General features: G+C 37.2%; 21 protein-coding genes. 6 read left to right on the top strand and 15 right to left on the bottom strand.

The window, feature by feature from the left end; all coding sequences use genetic code 11:
- Positions 1-208: 208 nt before the first annotated feature.
- Complete coding sequence (locus WYK_RS19530) at positions 209-1375, top strand: alanyl-tRNA editing protein (RefSeq protein ID WP_040376126.1); 1167 nt, start codon at positions 209-211, stop codon at positions 1373-1375.
- A gap of 36 nt (positions 1376-1411) precedes the next feature.
- Here WYK_RS19530 and WYK_RS19525 read toward each other — a convergent pair whose 3' ends face one another.
- Both WYK_RS19525 and WYK_RS19520 read right to left on the bottom strand, forming a co-directional pair.
- Entirely contained in the window at positions 1412-1699 is a 288-nt protein-coding gene (locus WYK_RS19525) for a DUF5658 family protein (RefSeq protein WP_040376144.1), read from the bottom strand.
- 132 nt (positions 1700-1831) lie between these two features.
- Positions 1832-2029 (bottom strand): hypothetical protein, encoded by a 198-nt coding sequence (locus WYK_RS19520; RefSeq protein ID WP_040376125.1) that lies wholly within the window; start codon positions 2027-2029, stop codon positions 1832-1834.
- Between the two features lie 227 nt (positions 2030-2256).
- On the opposite strand from WYK_RS19520, the gene WYK_RS19515 reads away from it, so the two are divergent.
- Positions 2257-2787 (top strand): GNAT family N-acetyltransferase, encoded by a 531-nt coding sequence (locus WYK_RS19515; protein ID WP_040376124.1) that lies wholly within the window; start codon positions 2257-2259, stop codon positions 2785-2787.
- A gap of 40 nt (positions 2788-2827) precedes the next feature.
- Here the strand turns inward: WYK_RS19515 and WYK_RS19510 are convergent, their stop codons facing one another.
- On the bottom strand, positions 2828-5077 hold the full coding sequence (locus WYK_RS19510; protein ID WP_040376123.1) for a HelD family protein: 2250 nt from the start codon (positions 5075-5077) through the stop codon (positions 2828-2830).
- A 140-nt stretch (positions 5078-5217) separates the two neighbouring features.
- The gene (locus WYK_RS19505) at positions 5218-5739 is read right to left on the bottom strand and encodes a hypothetical protein (protein WP_040376122.1); all 522 of its coding nucleotides are present in this window, start codon (positions 5737-5739) and stop codon (positions 5218-5220) included.
- Between the two features lie 393 nt (positions 5740-6132).
- On the opposite strand from WYK_RS19505, the gene WYK_RS19500 reads away from it, so the two are divergent.
- From WYK_RS19500 to WYK_RS19490, 3 genes are all read left to right on the top strand, one after another.
- Entirely contained in the window at positions 6133-7425 is a 1293-nt protein-coding gene (locus WYK_RS19500) for an HD domain-containing phosphohydrolase (RefSeq protein WP_161629160.1), read from the top strand.
- Positions 7426-7513: 88 nt separating this feature from the next.
- Positions 7514-9133, top strand: a complete 1620-nt coding sequence (locus tag WYK_RS19495; RefSeq protein WP_040376120.1) for an ABC-F family ATP-binding cassette domain-containing protein — start codon at positions 7514-7516, stop codon at positions 9131-9133.
- 105 nt (positions 9134-9238) lie between these two features.
- Complete coding sequence (locus WYK_RS19490) at positions 9239-9499, top strand: hypothetical protein (protein WP_040376119.1); 261 nt, start codon at positions 9239-9241, stop codon at positions 9497-9499.
- Between the two features lie 379 nt (positions 9500-9878).
- On the opposite strand, the gene WYK_RS19485 is transcribed toward WYK_RS19490, so the two are convergent.
- The 7 genes from WYK_RS19485 to WYK_RS19455 form a co-directional block, all read right to left on the bottom strand.
- Entirely contained in the window at positions 9879-10808 is a 930-nt protein-coding gene (locus WYK_RS19485; RefSeq protein ID WP_152526515.1) for an alpha/beta hydrolase, read from the bottom strand.
- A 128-nt stretch (positions 10809-10936) separates the two neighbouring features.
- The gene (locus WYK_RS19480) at positions 10937-11209 is read right to left on the bottom strand and encodes a hypothetical protein (RefSeq protein ID WP_235782567.1); all 273 of its coding nucleotides are present in this window, start codon (positions 11207-11209) and stop codon (positions 10937-10939) included.
- 217 nt (positions 11210-11426) lie between these two features.
- Positions 11427-11654: a hypothetical protein gene (locus WYK_RS19475; RefSeq protein WP_051387738.1), complete on the bottom strand. Its 228-nt coding sequence runs from the start codon at positions 11652-11654 to the stop codon at positions 11427-11429.
- Between the two features lie 173 nt (positions 11655-11827).
- Entirely contained in the window at positions 11828-13357 is a 1530-nt protein-coding gene (locus tag WYK_RS19470) for a flotillin family protein (RefSeq protein ID WP_040376117.1), read from the bottom strand.
- 11 nt (positions 13358-13368) lie between these two features.
- Positions 13369-13902 carry an NfeD family protein gene (locus WYK_RS19465; RefSeq protein ID WP_040376116.1) on the bottom strand — a complete coding sequence of 178 codons (534 nt, stop codon included), beginning with the start codon at positions 13900-13902 and terminating at the stop codon, positions 13369-13371.
- A gap of 544 nt (positions 13903-14446) precedes the next feature.
- The gene (locus tag WYK_RS19460; protein ID WP_040376115.1) at positions 14447-15232 is read right to left on the bottom strand and encodes a glucose-1-dehydrogenase; all 786 of its coding nucleotides are present in this window, start codon (positions 15230-15232) and stop codon (positions 14447-14449) included.
- Between the two features lie 21 nt (positions 15233-15253).
- The gene (locus WYK_RS19455; protein ID WP_040376114.1) at positions 15254-16105 is read right to left on the bottom strand and encodes a GRP family sugar transporter; all 852 of its coding nucleotides are present in this window, start codon (positions 16103-16105) and stop codon (positions 15254-15256) included.
- Positions 16106-16344: 239 nt separating this feature from the next.
- Here WYK_RS19455 and WYK_RS19450 point away from each other — a divergent pair, with 239 nt between their 5' ends.
- A complete protein-coding gene (locus tag WYK_RS19450; protein WP_040376141.1) occupies positions 16345-16890 on the top strand; it encodes a biotin transporter BioY in 546 nt (181 codons plus the stop codon).
- Between the two features lie 20 nt (positions 16891-16910).
- Here WYK_RS19450 and WYK_RS19445 read toward each other — a convergent pair whose 3' ends face one another.
- The 4 genes from WYK_RS19445 to WYK_RS19430 all read right to left on the bottom strand — a co-directional run bounded on the left by WYK_RS19445 (position 16911) and on the right by WYK_RS19430 (position 20033).
- Entirely contained in the window at positions 16911-17423 is a 513-nt protein-coding gene (locus WYK_RS19445) for a YusW family protein (protein ID WP_040376113.1), read from the bottom strand.
- A 112-nt stretch (positions 17424-17535) separates the two neighbouring features.
- Positions 17536-18183, bottom strand: coding sequence for a PAQR family membrane homeostasis protein TrhA (gene trhA / locus WYK_RS19440; RefSeq protein ID WP_040376112.1), 648 nt, complete (start codon positions 18181-18183; stop codon positions 17536-17538).
- A gap of 327 nt (positions 18184-18510) precedes the next feature.
- Positions 18511-18930: a hypothetical protein gene (locus tag WYK_RS19435; RefSeq protein WP_040376111.1), complete on the bottom strand. Its 420-nt coding sequence runs from the start codon at positions 18928-18930 to the stop codon at positions 18511-18513.
- 638 nt (positions 18931-19568) lie between these two features.
- Positions 19569-20033 carry a GNAT family N-acetyltransferase gene (locus tag WYK_RS19430; RefSeq protein ID WP_040376110.1) on the bottom strand — a complete coding sequence of 155 codons (465 nt, stop codon included), beginning with the start codon at positions 20031-20033 and terminating at the stop codon, positions 19569-19571.
- Positions 20034-20342 lie beyond the last annotated feature (309 nt).

Below are 20342 nucleotides of genomic sequence, written 5' to 3'. Positions count from 1 at the left end.
TAATCATCTATATCGAACAGAAACGCATTTTTTCCGTTCAAGGAATATCTTAACGGAAATTATAGTTTGGATATATAGTTTTTTACCAAATAATAAAACGATTGCCATACTTTTCACCAAAATGTCGCTTTCAACCTGTTTACTTTTCTAACAAAAGTAAAGTCATGCTATACTTACCTAATTCAAAATATCAGAAAGGACGATCGAGATGACTAAAAAATTATACTATTCTACCCCTCATACTCACGAATGGGAAACTACCATAACGAGTGTAAAAGAAACAGAAGGACACTTTTATATAACACTGGCGGAAACGGCTTTTTACCCTGAAGGAGGAGGTCAACCTTCTGATCATGGGACGATAAATGGGCTGGATGTTCTTGAAGTGAGTCTTGTGAATGATGAAGTAGTTCATAAACTGAGCTCAGCCCCCCCTTCCGAAGTAGTATCGTGTACAATCAACTGGTCTCGACGTTTCGATCATATGCAGCAGCATAGCGGCCAGCATCTTCTGTCTGCCGTTTGCCGGGAATTATTTGACGCACAGACACTTAGTTTCCATCTTGGACAGGACTATGTCACAATCGATATTGCGCTTACTGATTTGACTGACAGCCAGGTCTTAGCAATAGAAAGTAAAGCAAATCAATACATCTATGAAAACCGTAAATTAATAACTTATTTTGTAACCACTAAACAACTGCAAGAGCTGCCAGTTGTCAAACCGCCAAAGGTCTCGGAGAATATTCGAATTGTGGAAATGGAAGGTATTGAATTTAATCCATGCGGGGGAACTCACGTTGAACGGACAGGAGAGATAGGTCTGCTGAAAATCATAAAAACAGAAAAACAAAAATCTCAAACACGGATTTATTTTCTTTGCGGATTACGTACGTTAACCGATTATACAGAAAGCAGCAAAATCCTCAATCACCTTACTGCACACTTCAATACTCATCGGTCAGAGCTGGTTAATCGAGTTGAAAAATTAGACAATGACGCGAAAAACCAAGCAAAGGAAATTGAACAATTAAAACGAGAAGCGGCGAATTATGAAGCAGCGACATTGCTTTCATCAACTGAAAATGGCCTTTTGTCCAAAGTTTTTGATAATAAAAGCATGAAAGAATTACAAGTACTAGCCCATTCGATTCTAGCAGAAGAGCCAGTCCTTGTTTTATTTGCAACCACAGTTGAAAATAAAGTCTTTCTTACCCATAATGGATCAAATCCTCTTGATTGCGGCAAATTTTTTAAAGAGCAGCTGCCGCTTTTTAATGGTAGAGGCGGCGGGAGTCCTAAAGCGGCACAAGCTGGTTTTACAAACGAGCAGTTACTTAAATTCTTTGAATTCGCTAAGCAACAGCTTCATTAATTCACAAACGCTGCGTGATTTTTCATGCAGCGTTTGTTATAGAAAATAAGGCAAAATCCATGCCAAATGATAGATATTAATGAATACATATAGAACAACAGTCACGTTCATTAAGTGGTAAATCCAGTTTTTATTCACTAAGGGGATGAGAAGCAGCAGGAGCATCGGCAGGCCGAGCTTTACCAGAAAAAAGAGGCCGACATTCCACTCAATTAAGTAATTCATAAGCGGATTTCCTTCCTCAATCAAATGGAGAGAAAGTCCTGCGGTAGTTAAGATTGCATCAACCGCACATAACAGAAAGATCATCGTGGCTGTATTCATTTCATCTACCCCCACTCCCTTTAAAACTCCTTTTAAATCATTATAAAGCACGAGTATTTCTCAATCAAGAACAGACGTGAAATATAAAAACCGTACCAGTAGCTCTCGGTACGGTTTTTTATCAACCATTAGTTATTCGTTTACTTCTGCAACAGAGAAATATGCTGCTTTTTCTGTATCTACAACATAATGGGTATCATCTTTCACCATATTATAAAAGCGATGCTTTTGAATATTGCTAATCAGTTGAGTGGTATCCTCGTTCCCTTCCACTTCATGTGTTAATTCTTTTCCTCCTGCAAAATAAAAACCAACGATGTGTTTCGTCATGATTACGACATTCCCTTCATTTTTTCAAGTATTTCATTATTTTTTTCTTGGCTCTTTTATTAAATAACCTGCGGTGGACCCTTTTAAACATCCAATTCATATAATCAGCAAATATACGACCAATTATCCATCTCCCCGTAAACCAGTAACCTTTTAGAATTCTTCTCGCCAAACGTACCAAACTTTCGTAAACTATACGAAGAAATCAAAAAAAGAAGGAGGACAAAATGGTTCAGATTAGACAAGCAGTATATGAAGATGCTGAAGGAATTGCCTTTGTTCATGTAAATAGTTGGCGGTCAACCTATAAAGGCGTTGTATCAGATGACTACCTAAAAGGGTTAAATATAGAAACTAGAAAGAAAAATTGGCAAAAAATTTTTCATACAATCAACTCTTGCGTGTTTGTAGCTGTAGATGAAAGTGGGGAAATCGTGGGTTTTGCAAGCGGCGGCCCTGAACAAACACACCATCCCAAATATTATCGAACAGGTGAAGTGTATGCCATTTACCTGCTGGAATCCTTTCAACGAAAAGGAATTGGTAAACAATTAATTAAAGCCATTCTAGACCACTTGGATGATCTAGGTTTAGAACAGTTACTTATTTGGGCGCTCGAGGATAATTCTTATCGATTGTTTTACGAACAAATTGGCGGCAGCGTAATCGAAAAGACATCCATAAAAATGGATCGAAAAAGGTATATAGAAATCGGGTATGGCTGGGATTCTATTAAGGAATTACGTTCACAGTTATAAAAAAAGCCGTATGATTCGTCATCATACGGACATCACTTAACTAGTGAAGTAAGAAATCTTCTTTACTGGAACCATAGAAAAATAATTGATGCAGTGGACGTGTCATAACGACATATAATAGTTTAATGTCTAATTCATTTTGCGGCTCATATATCTCATCAATGGATAACGCATACACAACATCAAATTCAAGCCCCTTTGCTAAATAAGAAGGCAGGATCACAATGCTGTCCCTTGGAATTGAGGCATGCTCACCAAGCAGACAAATCCGCTTATCAAGCGGTCCAAGAAGTGCGTATGCTTTTTCACAATCAGCCATCGTCTTTGTAATAACCGCAAAGGTACGGAAGCCTTTTTGATACTGCTGATTGACTTGCTGTATTAACTCCTCCGGCCAAGCAATACTCGCTGTGGAATAAAAACTGGGTTTCTCCCCATGTCGGACGACCGGCTCGACCTGCGGAAACTTGTATGGTAATTTTTTCAATAACTTATTTGCTTCATTCATAATTTCGACTGTGGTCCGATAACTTTTTTTCAATTCGGCATACGTTGCTCTTGGAAAAATCCCTTGTCTCACTTCATCCCAGGTTTCTAACCCCCGATACGAATGAATCCCCTGAGCTAGATCACCGACAAGTGTAAACATATCTGTTTCGAGCGCCGTTTTTAACGCATACAAGGACAGGAAGCTATAGTCCTGGGCTTCATCAATAATAATATTTTTAGCCCGTTTTTCCTTCATTACCCCAAAAAGCTTAGAATATAGATACAAAATCGGTCCCATATCCTCTACTTCATAGCTTTTATTGCTTTTTAGTTTACTTTGATAAAAACAAATACGTTCAGCTTGGGCGAGCGTGAGCCTTTCTCCGCTATATGCTGCCAGCTTTTCAGGATCTTGAAAAAGTTCATCATAGTACTCTAAAAGATTTTTAAGTTTGAATGGCTTAAAATATCTCGGTACAGCTTGACGAATTGCTTTCTTTACCTCTTCCTGCCGCTCTGTTTTCCGATCAAGGAACTTGGTTACATACTCTTTCCGGGTATCAGGATCAAGCCTCTTATTTAATGCCTTCTCAATTTTATGATCATAGAAATCTGTCACTCTATCTGTCATGTATCGTTTTTTAGAACTCACTTGTTTCTGCAGGAGATTCTTTAATTTATCTACACGAGCATTTAGTGGTAAATACCAATAATCATTTTCGAGTAATTTTATAAATTTCTTGGCAGAGAATAACCGATACTTATCACAGTAGAAGTCTTCAGTCGGGTGAAATCGGCTGAAAATGTCCTTCACAAATGAATCTAAAATGACCAAAAACGTATTCGATCCCTTCAAACCGGAAATCCATAATGCTTCTTGGGTAATCGGATCATCCTTTTCTAGAATATTGATCAGCTTATTATCCTCATTTACCTTCACTTTCTTTCCTATCGCATACTGAACATAGTCAGTAAAGGTATATTGTTTAGCCCGTTCAACACCCAATTCGGGAAGCGCTTCCGAAATATAATCTAGAAAGAGATTACTTGGTGCCAAAATCATAAGATCTCGTGCGTCAAACATTTCTTTATAGGTATAAATAAAATAGGAAATTCGATGTAAAGCGATGGTCGTTTTTCCACTGCCTGCAGCACCTTGGACAATAATCGGTTTATTCAGGTCCGCACGAATAATTCTATTTTGCTCTTCTTGGATGGTAGAAACAATTTCTGTTAAACGATTGCTTGAGCTTTTAGACAGCGATTCCTGCAGCAATTCATCAGTAGTGGTTAAATCAATATCTCGAACCTCTTCAAGCTTGCCATTTTCAATCATCAGCTGCCTCTTAAGTGTAATCTCTCCTGCAAAGCTCTCCCCTTCCGCCTGATAGACCACGTTTCCTAAGCGTCCTTCATAATAAAGGTTTGCAATGGGTGAACGCCAGTCAACAATTAATTGTTCCTGACTCTCACGCTGATAAAGAGAGGTTTTGCCAAAATAGAGAGATTCCAGATTCGTACCACCGTCACGATTAAAATCTACACGGGCAAAATAAGGTTTACGTTGAGCTTTCTTCAAGCTTTCAAGCTCTGTTTGTGACATTTCAAAAAAACTTGCCGTTGTTAGAAGTTCTGAATAAAGCCCGCCTTCCGTCCAGTCGGCATCTCCAAAAGCTTCTTGCATATTTTTTCTAAACTGATCCTTACTGCTCTCAGAGGTCTTAATAATTACCTCCATATACCGTTTCGTAAAATCTAAACGCTGCTCTTCTTCTTTGAATGCTGTATGCTGCTCCGTCATCGTGATCTCCTTTCATATGTATAAATACTGGAGAATAAAACTTCGCAGCGGTGAAATGGATATATATATTATCAAAAATAAGACCGTTACACAATGAATTCTAGCAATTTACAAAAAAAAACTCATTCGAGTTTTTTTATCTATAAATGTTGTTTGGTAAAGTTTGAAATCTTCCATATATCATGTTGTCGAATAAGTTCCAATTTTAGTTGCTCTGTGGTGTCACTTTCCGGAAGCACATCATAAACCAGCTTCCCTGCCTCCACGTCTCCTTCTTCTTCACTCAATCTGACAAAAACTAACTCCTGCTCATGATTGTCCTCCTCAAATGGTAAGGATTGACCATTATTAAAGACAATACCAGATGCGTCTAACTGGGCATTTCCTGCTACTCTACGTTTCAATTCTTCCAAATTTCTTTCTCTCATTGCCTGTAAGAAGAGATACACATCCTCTTTGGCATGTTCCGTTATTTTATAATTCCGTTTAAGACGTTCAATTTCTTCCTCTAAATCTGTAACTTTTGCTTTTAAATCCAGATTCTCATCTAGTATTTTCACTTCTTCATCTTGTCTCTCATTTTCAGTACTCGTTGTTATACTGCAAGAGCAAAGGAAAAGTACAGAAAAAATGAAACAGCTAAAGCTAAATTTTTTACCCAACAATCTCTCCCTCCATTCCTTTTTTTCTTATACTCTATAAACGTTTCAACAATAAGAAAGTTTCACTTTTTAACTATTTTTTCCCATTTATAGATAATTACTTTTTTATGGGTACTTTTTACTATGTTTTTTTGCTATAATATGGGGGATTAGGAGGCGATTCATCTGGATCTGTATCATTCTTTCCAAAAACAAATTTTGAGAAACTATTTTATCGGCTCCTTTTGCGCTGTATTTATTTTAGGAAGCCTGCTTATATTTAAAACCATAGACCTTGTCTCTAGAGAAGTCCTTATTCTAATTGGGATTATGTGTGTCTCGTCCGTCATTATGGTTATCTGTGAATTTTATCTTTATCAAATTCAAGTGGCTCCGATTAGGGAGTACTTCAGCATGGATATTCCTTCGATTGAATTGGTAAACAGAGCTTATTCAACGGCTCAAGTCTATCCAATCAAAGCCGTCTATCGTTTGTTAAGTGCTCATTTTCTGGGAATATCTGTACCTGGAATTAGTCTTACTGCCCTATTTATCTACCTGAACTTACTTACGATACCCTATTCTTATTTACTTTTAGCCTTACTTGGAGCTCTTCTCATCACATCCATGCATGCATTAATAGAATATTTTCTTTCATTAAACGCCATAAAACCAGTCATTAACCATATAACAGTTACATCAAATCGATTAAATTCACATACAAATACGCTAAAAACTGGAATTTTTTTAAGAATGCGCACCAAAATTCTTATTAGTTTTATATTCTTAACCATTTTTCCTGTCATGCTCTCTGGAATCGTTTTATTAGCTAAATCTTATGAAACTAATTTTTCCTTTCTAAAGGATTTCATCTGGACCGCCGTTTTCTTTGTTATTATTTTACTTCTTATCGCACTTGGCGGTGCCCTGCTGTTAACTAGCAACCTTCAAGAACCGATTGAAGAATTAAAGACCGGGATGCTTGCAGTAAAGAATGGTAAACTAGCAACCATTGAAAATCCTTATTCAGATGAGTTTTCCCATCTTTTTTCAGGATTTAATCATATGGTTGATGCCATTAAGGAACATGATCAAAAAAATGAGGACCTGCTTAATAATATATTCACCATGCTTGCTGCAACCTTAGATGCCCGTGACCCTTATACTGCAGGACATTCAATCAGAGTGGCAAAATACGCAGGCCTAATCGGAGCAAAAGCGGGACTTGCTCCTGCACAGCTCGATCAATTGCGAAAATCCGCACTTGTTCACGATATCGGAAAAATTGGCATTAAAGATGCCATTCTCTTAAAAACAGGTAAGCTGACTGACCATGAGTTTAACCAAATAAAGCAACACCCTGTTATTGGTGCTGGAATCTTTGAACAGTATAATATGACAAATGAACTTCTTTCACTCGTACCTGGCATTAAGTATCACCATGAACGCTTTGATGGCAAAGGATACCCGGAAGGCCTTGCTGGAGAAAACATCCCATTGTTCGGACGGATTATCGCAGTGGCTGATGCATATGATGCCATGACTTCTGATCGTACTTACCGGAATAGCATGAGTCCTCAAGAAGCAATTTCCATTTTAAGAGATGGAAAAGGCACACAATGGGACCCTGAATTTGCTCAGTTGTTTATTGACTTACAAGAAAAGGAACTTGAACGTCTTAACCAAAACAGCCAAATTGCCTGGTAATGCTCACTCAAATCCGGAAAATATTTTTATCTATGCCCCTTCCATGTTATACTTTTATAGATATTGTCGTTTGGAGGAATGTATATAAATGATTACAGTAAATAATGTTGGCCTGCGATATGGTGATCGCAAGCTATTTGAAGATGTAAATATAAAGTTCACACCTGGCAATTGCTATGGTTTAATTGGTGCCAATGGAGCAGGTAAATCAACTTTCTTAAAAATATTATCAGGTGAAATTGAAGCTCAGAGCGGCGACGTTCATATGGGTCCAGGCGAACGACTTGCCGTTTTAAAACAAAATCACTTTGAATATGAAGAACATGAAGTTATGAAAGTGGTTATGATGGGGCATGAACGTTTGTATCAAGTCATGCAAGAGAAAGATGCCATCTATATGAAAACTGATTTTACTGATGAAGATGGTATGAAGGCAGCTGAATTAGAAGGCGAATTTGCTGAACTTAATGGCTGGGAAGCTGAGCCTGAAGCAGCGATTCTTTTAAAAGGTCTTGGTATTACGGATGAACTTCATGATAAAAAAATGTCTGAACTAGCAGGCGGAGACAAAGTTAAAGTCTTACTTGCACAAGCACTTTTTGGTAAACCGGATGTTCTTTTACTCGATGAGCCTACCAACCATCTTGATTTACAAGCAATCCAATGGCTTGAGGAATTCTTAATCGGTTTTGAAAACACTGTTATTGTTGTTTCCCATGACCGTCACTTCCTCAATAAAGTATGTACACATATTGCTGACCTTGATTTTTCAAAAATTAAAGTCTATGTGGGTAACTATGATTTCTGGTATGAATCAAGCCAGCTTGCTCAACGCTTATCTCAAGATTCTAATAAGAAAAAAGAAGAAAAAATTAAAGAACTACAGGCATTTGTTGCACGTTTCAGTGCGAATGCTTCGAAGTCCAAACAAGCAACATCAAGAAAAAAATTATTAGACAAAATATCATTAGATGATATCCAAGCTTCTTCCCGCCGCTATCCTTTTGTTAACTTTACTCCTGACCGTGAAGTTGGAAATGATTTGCTGCAGGTAAGTGGACTTACAAAAACCATTAATGGTGAAAAAGTGCTTGATAATATCACTTTCATTATGAATAAAGGGGACAAAATTGCCCTTATTGGTCAAGACGAGAATGCACAAACTACTCTATTTAAAATTTTAGCTGGTGAAATGGAACCTGACAGCGGAACGTTTAAATGGGGAATTACTACGACTCAAGCGTATTTACCAAAAGATAACGCAGAGTTTTTTGAAGGCTGCGATTTAACACTGGTTGATTGGCTGCGTCAATACTCGCCTAACGACGAAAGTGAAAACTTCTTACGTGGATTCCTTGGCCGGATGTTATTCTCTGGTGAAGAGGTCCAAAAGAAAGCTAGCGTCCTGTCGGGTGGAGAAAAAGTTCGTTGTATGCTGTCTAAGGCTATGCTGGGCGGCGCTAATGTTCTTATGCTTGACGAACCTACCAACCATTTAGATTTAGAATCCATTACAGCATTGAATAATGGCTTGATCGCCTTTAAGGGCTCTATGCTCTTCACTTCTCACGATCACCAGTTCATGCAAACCATTGCAAATCGAATTATTGAAATTACGCCAAAAGGTATCGTAGATAAGCAAGTGTCTTATGACGAATACCTAGAAGATGCAGAAGTACAAAAACAAGTAGCAGAAATGTATAAATAAAAACAGACAGAGGAGTCTCATTTTTGAGGCTCCTCTTCTGTTTGCAATAATGCACGTTTTAAATCTCCTTATATCTGGAATAATGAAAGAGTAAGGGGTGATAAAGTGGAATCTAGAGAAGTTGAATATGTATTTGAAGCAGCTGGTTATGACTTTCTGTACCGTAATTTTCACTATCAAGTCTATGTATCAGGACTATTCGAACAAATTGATAATCCAGCACTATTAGAAAAGTTCTTAGAATGCTATGGATTCGAACCTGAACAGTCATTAATATTCGATGAATTTGCTTTCCATTTTCGGATATTCGAAAATTTGTACCATAAAAACAACTTAAAACATGATCCTGATTTTTATTGGCATTAACTTTTCATTTACTTATTAACCACCATTTGACATAATTAATTATGCTAATGGGTGGGAGAAATCGGTGTGAAAATAAGAAAAAAACGTAAACAACTTGATAAGAATACCCTTTTTGAAACGATAGGTGAATTTTTTGTTGACGTTTTGTTCGAAATTCTATTGCTTCCCTTCAAATTAATTTTGCGGGGATTAGTAAGGTTTTTTGATTGATAAACAGCCTGCTTTGAGATTAACGAGTTTACCTTTGGGTGCAAAACATCAATTCATAGTTCAAAAAGCAACAATAATCGCTAAATTTTCACAGAGTAATTCACATTCAAATTCACAAGAAAAGAGCTTGAGTTATTTCAAGCTCTTTTTAGTTATCCAATATTTACTTTTAAGTCTTATGAATGAATTCAACGGCTTCTTTTAATAAATCAGTAAAATCAGTAGGGAAAAAGTGACCCAATCCCTCTTTGACCATCAATTTGCATTGAAATTCGTTTTCTTCTAAAAGTTTTACTAATTCAACGGTTTTATTGTAAAAAGGGTCTTTATCTCCCGTGATAATGCAACCCTTAATTTTATTTCCATTTCCCACTAATAAACTTTTTAAAGAAGTCACATCCTGAATTGCAGGAATAACTGCAATAAATCCTTTTGTTCCAAGAATATTTCCATTTAAACTTAGTTCAATCGCTAATTTCCCACCTTGCGATGCACCAGCAATAATATCCTGTTTTGTATTAAATTTTTTTTTGAAATCCCTGAATGATACCGTAATTTCTTCAACTGCAATATTTTGATTGTCCCAGCAATAAGCGTTGTATCCGAAGACCTGAGATGATTGCGGAAATGCAAAAAGAAAATCGTCTAACAAACCGTTGTCAAACCAATAAGGAGCGAAATTTTTCACATTAGAACCCCGCCAATGCAAAGAAAATAATCCTGTATTTGATTTATCATTTCCGTAAGTAAACAGTTGGGGTTTAGATATATGTTTGTGATTTCCCAAAATTTCCTGGCACTCATTTACTATTATTTTAAATTCTTCGATGTTTTGGAGGTTATTTAAATCTTGGTCACGAGTTAATGTCAAAGGATTCCACCATATTCCTTTTTGCAAACCCTCTTTAAGAGCTGCGATGGCGTTTTCTTGGTTTCCTTGAACAGAATAAACACAAGCCCTCCAAAAAATTGTTTTATCTAGTCTTTCGGGAAATTCATCCTGTGCTTTTTCAATCAGTGAATGAACTTCATCGTATTTACCTAGTTCATTTAAGCCAAAAAGTTCTTTTTGAAGTTCAACAAACTTTGTTTCCGACACGATATTCACGCTCCTCATTCTTTTTTTAAATCATACCATCGTAATTCAAAATATGACCTAAATATTAGGGATTTGCCAAAAAAAAGAAAACCCAAATCATCGGGTTTTCTTGAAATACGATATATCATTCAAGGTAAATTGTTTGTCAATAATGCTAAATTAGCATCATCCTCCGTATCGAAGAGTTGAGCTAAAATACGCTTATTATAACGTTTGCCTTCCACGCATTTTAGAAACTTCTTATTATCCAAGAGATTGAGCAGAAACTCATCAACAACTTCCTCTTCCGTAAACTCTGTGTATTCCGTATAATATTTCACGATCGAACGATTGCGTTCAGAGATTTTGCATCCAACCTTTTCGGCTCGCTTGTTTTTAAGCTCAATAAACTTCATTCCCATAGGGATTTTAACCTCCGTTTTCTATTCACACTTCCATTCACAGTATAAATCACAAGATTTTTTATGCGAATTAGGGTGTGAAATTTAGAAAAAGATGCACACAAACATTGATATAATAACAAAAAACACATTAGAATTCATCTGTGAATTCTAATGTGTTTTACCTGCTTGCACCTCTAAAATAAACCCGTTATTTGAGATGCAGGCTGTTTTTTAGTTAAAAGAAAAATGGATAGCCAAATCCGCCATACAATGCTGGAGCAAGCAATGTTCCTGCGGCAAGTCCACCGACTAACCCCGGACCAAATCCTGGGCCGAATCCAAATCCTCCGCCATATCCCCCATACCCATAGGGTGGTCGACCATAACCGTACGGTCTCCCGTACCCCCATGGTCTCCGCATATCGCTTGGATTCACACATATTTGTCTATATCCTTGATACATAATACGCCTCCTCAAAAGGTTCTCTCTATACCTCCTTACAACCTATGTTTTTATGGGCTGAAATGCATAGGCATTACTACCAAATTTTCAAATTTTCTTGAGTAAATAACCTATAAAAGCTCAAAACGGGAAAAAGTCTCGACTCAGACTTTTCCCCGTTTTGTGATGACTGCTTATTCTTTCTCAAGTGCTGATGCTGTCGGCACTTTTTCAATAATCTGTTGTTGTTCTTCTTTTGAAAGCTGCGTGTACATGGTTCGTTTCCCTGCAAAGCTTTCAAGCATTTCTTTCACATCAATCCCTGAAGACTCTTTTAACGACTCTTGCAGTGTTGACATTAAGTTTGTTGCATAACCAGTCAGCTTATTCGCTCCGCTTCCATTCCCTGTATCAACAATCGAAATCTTATCGATATTCCCAAGTGGAGCGGCCACCTGTTTGGCGTATTCAGGAAGCATCTTCAGTATCATATCCATAACAGCTGCTTGACCGAATTGCTCAAACGCTTCTGCGATTTTCTGTTTCGCTTCAGCTTCTGCGATACCCTTCAATTGAATAATTTCCGCCTCAGTCGTACCTTGGGCTTTTTCTGCATCTGCTTTAGCTTGACCATCCAAACGGACTCTCTCTGATTCAGCTTTTGCCAATGCCTCAATCCGATATTTATTAGCATCCGCCTCTGTTATTTGTTTCATCTTTTCAGCTGAAGCCGCCTGCTCAACTGCATAGCGATCGGCATCTGCTTTTTTCTTTACCTCTGAATCATATTGCTTTTCCCGACGGAGAATTTCTTTTTCTTCAAGCTCAATTTGCTTTTGCCGCTCAATAATTTTAATTTGCATTTCCTGCTCTGTTACTTCTTGTTTTGAGCGGGCTGTTTCAAGGTCGTATGCTTGGTCAGCACGAGCCTTAGCGATGTCCTGTTCACGACGATATTCTGCAATTTTCAATTTATTAATTTTCTCAGCTTCTGCAATTTCAGTACCGCGTTCAAGCTCGGCACGTTGTGCATCCTTGGATGCTTCTGCACGTTTAATTCTCGTTTCTTTATCTGCTTCAGCAGTGGCAATATCAGCATCTCGTTTTACTTGAGCAATTCTAGGTTTACCAAGTGAATCGAGATAGCCATTCTTATCACGAAGATCTTTAATCGTAAATGATACAATAATAAGTCCCATTTTCGCGAGATCTTGTGAGGCTACACGCTGTACTTCCTGTGAAAATTTCTCGCGATTTTTATATATTTCTTCTACTGTCATTGAACCAAGAATAGACCGTAAATGTCCTTCAAGTACTTCACGTGCTTCCAATTCCCGTTCTTCCTTCAGCTTTCCAAGGAACTGCTCGGCTGCAGTAGCGATTTCACTGATCGTACTGCCAACTTTAATAATTGCTACACCATCTGCCATAACCGGAACACCTTGCTCCGTGTAAACTTCTGGTGTGGAGACTTCGAGTTTACTAGATAATAAACTAAGTGGTGCCGCCTGTTGGAATACAGGCAACACGAACGCCCCGCCGCCACGAACTATTTTAACTTTGTTCCCTGACTCATCAACATGAACACTTTTACTGCCAAGATAACTTCCAGAAATAATTAAGGCTTCATCAGGACCTGCCGTACGATACTTCGTCACAAACACTCCGATTAAAGCAAGTAAAATGACAACGACTCCAACGACCACATAGATTAAATCAAACATATAAAAACCCCCTAGTTAATATCTTCTATTTGCAAATAAGGTGTGACATATAAGATGCCATTTTTAACATCCACAATGAGTACCCTTGTTAAAGCAGGGATCCCCTCATTTTCGAAACTAGCGGCAGGTTTAGCAATGGAACCGCTGTTTCCCTCAATAAGAACTTCACCAAATCCATTTTCAGGAACAGAAGTAAGTACCCTGCCAACCCTTCCTTTCAGTGCCGACTCATGAAAGGAAAGCGATTCTTCTGCTGAAGCTAACGGAATCAATACAAAAATATTCAAAAAACTAACTATTAATAAACCAATAAGTGCTGATAATCCCGCTGCCAAAAGCTCGTTCAGACTAGATACTTTTTCAAATATAAATCCCGAAGCACTAAAAACAGCCAAAAAAGCTACGATCAGTACAGGATTTAAAAAATCAGGACCATCTATTCCAGCAAAAACATCATTAAATAAAATAAGAAATAGAGTTAAACCCCCAGAGATTAATAAGGTATACAAATAAACTGTTTCTAGTGGTAAGCCAAACAATTCCATAGATGATCACCCTTTACACTGCTAATTTGTTGAATAAACAGCTGATGACAGCACATCCCTTTCTTCTTTCTCATTACAGCCTCCCCTTTCATTTCTGGATACTAGTATTTACGTATGAAAAATCAATAGGTTTCAAAGTTTGCCAATTAATTTTCAAAATAATCTAACACATCAACTTTCTTTTGGTTTTTTTAACGACACTCTCACTCATGGGGGGTATTTCCTCTATTTTCTTGCTTCGTTTGTTGTTAATCCCGTCTGGCAACGCTGTATTACCGTCTAGACGAAGCTTATTCCCGTCTGAATACTAGGTATTCCCGTCTCGAGATGCTTATTCCCGTCTGGGTTCTATTTCGGAGCCAGAAATACCCTAGCGGGTATAATTTTGACTTTTTTGAAAATGGGTCGCTGTCTTTTCAAGATGGTTCAGTTTGTTATGAGTGGATTGAAAATGTGAGGGGTGCTTTAGATTGTGGATGTAAGCGTAATATAGTTATGATAAAAAAAAAGCCGCCGAGAGTTTCTCGACAGCCACTTTGCATGATCAACCTTTACCAGCTTGGAAACCAGGATATTTGGTCATCCCGCCATCTGCATATAAAGTCATTCCCGTTACATAACTTGACTCTGTTGAAGCTAACCATACCGCACATGCCGCAATTTCCTCTGGTCTTCCGATATAACCCATTGGAATGAGGTCGATGACTTCTTGCTTAGCTTTAGGATCATTAAATTTCTCTGCATTGATTGGTGTATCAATTGCACCAGGTGAGATATTATTTACACGGATTCCTTTTGGTGCATATTCGAGTGCTAGCGTTTCAGTCAGCATCTTCACACCGCCCTTACTTGCTGCATAGTGGGCGAAATGAGGCCATGGAATTCTGTCATGCACCGAAGACATATTAATAATACTTCCTTTAATATCATGCTCAAGCATATAATCAATGGCATCTCGGCTGCCAAGGAAAACGCCTGTTAAATTTACATCTATAACTTTATTCCAATCTTCAAGCGTCAGCTTTTCAGATGGAACTTCGTTTTCCATTCCAGCGTTATTAATCATAATATCAATACTTCCGAATTTTTCTACGGCAAAATCCAGCAGCTTCTTAATATCTTCTTCTTTTGTGACATCTCCTTTTAGCGCGGCAGCTTTACCGCCAGCTGCTTCAATCGTTTGAATTGTTTCTTTATAATCATTTTTCTCTGAATGATAATTGAGGACTACTTTTGCTTTTTCTTTTCCGAACCTTTCTGCCATTGCTTTTCCTAAACCAGTACCAGCACCTGTAATAACAACCACTTTTCCTTTTAAATCTTCATACATCCTTCATCTCTCCTATACTCATTATTTTTTTGTAATCCCAAGAACGACTCCCCCGGCGATAATCAGCACACATCCGCTGATAACAAAGACCAGTTGCTTCTTAGATTTTTTTTCGCCTAAGAGAAAAATACCTCCAAGTGTTGAAATGACTATACCCATCTGTGATAATGAAAAACCGACGGCTACCCCAACCTTAGGGTTAGCCAGCAATAATCCGATATTTCCGACTGCCCACATAATTCCGGCAAGGATATTACGGACTGTGTATTTATTAAATGGTTTGTGTTTCATAGAAAGAATGAGTGATGCTGCCACCATACCAATTGCCTGCGGCAAGATCGCTGCCCAGCCATTTATATCAAACCATCTGATTATCACTACGTACAAAACATAACCTGCGGTCGATATTGCAAGAAAGGTAATACCCTTTTTCATATTCCCTTTCTTCTCCTCACTTTTACCGCCCATACCGGTTAAGACGACACCTGAAATAATTAAAAGGAGGGCAACGATTCCTAAAATAATCGTTGTTTGCGTACTCCATTCCTTAAAAATAACTACTCCAAAGAAGGTTGTTCCTAAGAGCTGTAATCCCGTCGAAATGGGGACTGTCTTAGATACCCCTAAATGTTTCACACTATTAAATTGATTTAGTTGGCCTAATGCCCAACCCATCCCTGATATAATTCCAATAACCCAGATTAATCCATCCATTTCCGGCTGTTTTACAAAAAACATAACAACTGAAAATAAGAATGCACCGACTGTAATTCCCAGAGTCTGAGCGTGAGCATTTCCGCCTAACTTTTCACTGACTAATACAAGGCTCCCCCACGTTATTGCTGGCAGCAGTGCATAAAAAATTCCATCCATTCCTATATACCTTCTCTCACTGATTTCTTTTTTCATTTATAACGTCTTTCTTATATTCCCCGTTATGAGAAAAAGAAAACGCAATATAGGTTTTCTAAAATAATAAAAATTCAACTACCTAATTGACAAAAATAGAATTACGTCTTAATCTATATGTAAACCTATTTTTATTTTAAGTTTACATATAGAATGGAGATGAGAAAGTGAAACAACAATCTACTCATGAGAAATTAAAGACGATGATGATTATTTCTATTTTTACTGCTATTATTTGTATCTTAGCTCAAGTTACCATCCCTCTGCCTATTGTTCCTATTACAGGTCAAACCTTAGCCATTGGTCTAGCTGCAACCATCTTAGGTTCAAGAAAAGGGACCTTAGCCGTTGGGTTATATTTAATCTTAGGTGCTGTCGGTCTGCCCGTATTTGCTGGAATGAGCGGAGGCGTTGGGATAATTGTTGGTCCAACAGGCGGATACCTGCTAAGTTATCTGCCCGTCGCCTTCTTAACCGGTTTTCTTTTAGAAAAAACCAAATTCACTATATTCAATGCCATACTAGCAAACATTTTAGGGATGATCCTTACACTAGTATTGGGTACCCTCTGGTTAAAAGTAACTCTTTCACTCACATGGACTGCTGCATTTTACTCAGGTTCAGCTCCGTTTATCCTGGTAGGTCTGATAAAAGCCTTTTTAGCGGGATATCTTGGTATTACCGTTTATCAACGTCTTAAGTCTGCTAGGCTTCTCCCTGTGAACACAAAAAAATCCGGCTCCTACTAAACGTAGAGGCCGGTTTTTCCTTATTTTTTCTTCATATATTCTCTTTCTGTTCCATCCGTAAATTTCACATCAATTTCAAGCTTATCATAGTCCTCATCTAGGTTAAATACCTTCGTGACTTCACTAAACACCTCTTCTTCAGAAGTATCTTTATTGAATGTAAGTTTTTCTAGTTTTGGCATTAATTCATCCATTGCTTCATCGCCATGCAAGTGGGTATCCTTGAGTTCATCTGTAATAGAAGCTTCTGTTTTATTATTATCTGTTTCATACTCCGCATTATATTCTTTATATTTTTTATTTTTCTCATCGACAAGATATTCTACATCAAGATCAAAATCTTGATAGGAAATGGTAGAGGTTTCTGCTGATTCCTTATTTCCTGTATTGTTTTCGGTTTGGTTTGTGTTATTTTTAGTTTGATCCGTATTGTCGGTCACATTAGGCTCTTTCACTTCGTCCTTATCGTTACAACCAGTTAACAGAAACATAGCAGCTGCTGGTACGGCTAAAACTTTTAATGATTTTTTCATCTATGATGCCTCCAATTTTTTTTATACTATTATTCTTTCCCAAACTCTGCCGAATAAACCAATTTATCAAAAATAGCTCAAAAAACCGACAGAATTTGTCTGCCGGTGTGTTTTATAGGTTGAAAGGGATGATATAAAAGAAAATTGTAAAGAAATGTAAAATCGATCCTGAGAGAACGAATACATGCCAGATCGCATGATGAAAGGGAAACCCTCTCCATACATAAAAAATGGCTCCAACCGTATATAATAGTCCTCCTGCAATAAGAAGCTGCATCCCTGCTGCTGGTATAACTTCTGTTAATGGCTTCCAAGCAATCACGATCATCCATCCCATCGCAATATATAGAACCGTTGAAAGATAGAGAAATCGTTTAACAAAAAATGTTTTGAACAATGTACCTGCTAATGCGACAATCCAAACAATCCCTAGCAGTGTCCAGCCAAGCTTACCGTTTAAACTGTACATGATAGGTGTATATGTACCTGCAATAAAGAAATAAATCGCTGAATGATCAAATATCTCTAAAATATCCTTTGCCTTCCCTTGAGGAAAACTATGAACGAGAGTAGAGCATGTATATAAACCCAACATGGATATCCCATAAATCACAGCTGCTGCTATATCCCCGGCTGTCCCAAATTCTGAGGAGTGCAGAACTAGGAATACTAACGCAACTAGACTTAACAGCACACCAATCCCATGTGTAATTGCATTGACTAATTCTTCTTTATTTGAATAAACATGTGTATTTGCCACATATCTCAACCCCTGTTCCCACTGAACGAAGCACGTTCCGGATTAGTTATTATTGAACTTAAAGTATACTCTTTTTCACCACAGTATTAAAGAGGTCCTCTGTTAAACTAGATTAGAAAGATGACCCTAAAAATGCCCCAATTAAGCCACGTAATATTCGTATCCATACCGTAACCCTCTAGGATACATGATGGATACGTCGGGGGACATGAGAGTATCGGAAAAATTGATTGGATATTTAACATCAGAAGCCACCATTCATACACTAACATATCGGCCGCACGTGTTAACACCACTGGATTTTTCTGATTAACATTAATCCATTTTTTAACGCCATTTAAAATATTTTTCACAATAAACCTTAGGATTCAAAATACCTATATTGCCAAGTTGCTGAAAAATTAAATCTGGAGTTTCTGTATCAAACATAATCTTCTGAATTTCCAATATAGAATCTAGGTGAAATGGCTTCTTCGTAACCCATTGTTTGGCCACTTCTCCATCACCATTATGTACAATCACACAACGTAAAGCATACGAAAGAACACCCTTAAAAAACACCAGATGATGTTCTTCTATGTCTTCAACAGTATAGGGCCTATTAATTAACTCTAGATATTCTTGAACGGTATGAGTCTCGCCCACTCCCTTACGACGATGTACCGTCTTCTGATAGTCTGTAACGTAAGTATTAAACCATTCATTATAATGTTTTCCTGGTTCACCTTGTACAATTTTTTCCTTCAAATGACGTACAAATATCGGGTAACGTAACAGCAGCCATCAGTTATAAATGCCAGTTTTCAGTTTCGATCACCTTAGATAACGCCTCACAATAAGGGGTCAATACATCCAGTAAATCTATAAAACCATCTCCAAGATAAAGTCTTTGCAGAAATCATAAGAAGTCTAGTAAATAGTAAAAAGAGACGCTCCCCGCTATGGGACTCTGTCCTCTAGAAACTCTAACAAAGTAGATTATCTTACAGATGATAAAGCTGGCAGTAACATCTTCACAACATACAAACCAATAAATACTAATAGATCTTTTTATTTGGCTTTATTATGTGTTTATTTATTGAATATTTCAAGATAAGAATTGGATAACTAGAGGTCCTCCTTGTCAACTTTTTAATTCCTTTAATAAAAGGTCAAAAAAGGTTGAGTATTTAACCAAAGAAGAACAAGAAATTTATAATTAAATTAAAGAACAAGCTTTGGATTATTAATAGAGGCAGAAATCCCTGAATCCGAACAAACGTTAAATAAATGGTGTAGGGATCAACTAATTGATGCGGTTCGGATTTCTTTCGTTAAGTTAACTAAGATCTGATTGAGGAAGCTGACCTTGTGGCGGCTTTCTTATGGAGCTAACAATTCAGTCTTTAAATGATTCCAGACATTCTAAGCACTTTCCCATCCATTTCAGATTTAATCTGTTTCATTCCATTTTTCCTATAAAATACTATTGCGTGTTCATTGGATGGGGAAACACGAAGATGGTATTCACTAACGTAATTGTCTTTAAAGAAATTAATTGCATAATCGTGTAAAAGTGAACCTAACCCCATTCCTCGTTTTTCCGGAATAAGATAATAAAGATTGATATAACCAATTTCTCTTCCCTCATATTCCTTAAAAGTTAATTCAAGTTGACCGATTGGTTCCTCGTTTTCAACTACTAAAATAAAGCCTTTAGGGTTTTTGGCTGACTGCTGTTGTAACCAATCGAGATATTTTTTTTCATATCCAAAATCTTTATCTGTACCAAAACTTACAAAGAAAGAATCCCTACGAAAAGGAATTATATATTCTTTATGCTTACTTATATCAATTGGTATGAATTTCAATAATTCTCCCCCCTTAATTTAAGTTTATAAGCATAATTTCTCTACAAAATTATGTATTCCTTCTGCAACTATTCTGCTTTGATAGCTAAACAAGGGGATTTTTTTATTTGAAATTGCATGTATGATTATACTAAGAATCGTACATGCAAAACAAAACCAGTGCTACACCATAGAGAATGAAATCTAGTCAATCAATAGACTTATTAATAAATGCTTTCCTCTTTTTTTACAATTGAGTAGAGTCTTCTTAGTATTTTTGTTTTTCCATTCTTAAAGAAACTCATCTTCATGATAGTTCCTTAAGAATAG

The organism is Peribacillus psychrosaccharolyticus ATCC 23296 (assembly GCF_000305495.1).
GTDB classification, from domain to species: Bacteria; Bacillota; Bacilli; order Bacillales; family DSM-1321; genus Peribacillus; species Peribacillus psychrosaccharolyticus.
This window is presented reverse-complemented; position numbering and strand designations above follow the sequence as displayed.

Excerpts from the sequence above, each read along its gene's own strand:
- WYK_RS19530 (WP_040376126.1), top strand. The coding sequence starts at position 209 with ATGACTAAAAAATTATACTATTCTACCCCTCATACTCACGAATGGGAA.
- WYK_RS19525 (WP_040376144.1), bottom strand. The coding sequence starts at position 1,699 with ATGAATACAGCCACGATGATCTTTCTGTTATGTGCGGTTGATGCAATC.
- WYK_RS19520 (WP_040376125.1), bottom strand. The coding sequence starts at position 2,029 with ATGACGAAACACATCGTTGGTTTTTATTTTGCAGGAGGAAAAGAATTA.
- WYK_RS19515 (WP_040376124.1), top strand. The coding sequence starts at position 2,257 with ATGGTTCAGATTAGACAAGCAGTATATGAAGATGCTGAAGGAATTGCC.
- WYK_RS19510 (WP_040376123.1), bottom strand. The coding sequence starts at position 5,077 with ATGACGGAGCAGCATACAGCATTCAAAGAAGAAGAGCAGCGTTTAGAT.
- WYK_RS19500 (WP_161629160.1), top strand. The coding sequence starts at position 6,133 with ATGGATATTCCTTCGATTGAATTGGTAAACAGAGCTTATTCAACGGCT.
- WYK_RS19495 (WP_040376120.1), top strand. The coding sequence starts at position 7,514 with ATGATTACAGTAAATAATGTTGGCCTGCGATATGGTGATCGCAAGCTA.
- WYK_RS19480 (WP_235782567.1), bottom strand. The coding sequence starts at position 11,209 with ATGGGAATGAAGTTTATTGAGCTTAAAAACAAGCGAGCCGAAAAGGTT.
- WYK_RS19475 (WP_051387738.1), bottom strand. The coding sequence starts at position 11,654 with ATGTATCAAGGATATAGACAAATATGTGTGAATCCAAGCGATATGCGG.
- WYK_RS19470 (WP_040376117.1), bottom strand. The coding sequence starts at position 13,357 with ATGTTTGATTTAATCTATGTGGTCGTTGGAGTCGTTGTCATTTTACTT.
- WYK_RS19465 (WP_040376116.1), bottom strand. The coding sequence starts at position 13,902 with ATGGAATTGTTTGGCTTACCACTAGAAACAGTTTATTTGTATACCTTA.
- WYK_RS19460 (WP_040376115.1), bottom strand. The coding sequence starts at position 15,232 with ATGTATGAAGATTTAAAAGGAAAAGTGGTTGTTATTACAGGTGCTGGT.
- WYK_RS19455 (WP_040376114.1), bottom strand. The coding sequence starts at position 16,105 with ATGGATGGAATTTTTTATGCACTGCTGCCAGCAATAACGTGGGGGAGC.
- WYK_RS19450 (WP_040376141.1), top strand. The coding sequence starts at position 16,345 with ATGATGATTATTTCTATTTTTACTGCTATTATTTGTATCTTAGCTCAA.
- WYK_RS19445 (WP_040376113.1), bottom strand. The coding sequence starts at position 17,423 with ATGAAAAAATCATTAAAAGTTTTAGCCGTACCAGCAGCTGCTATGTTT.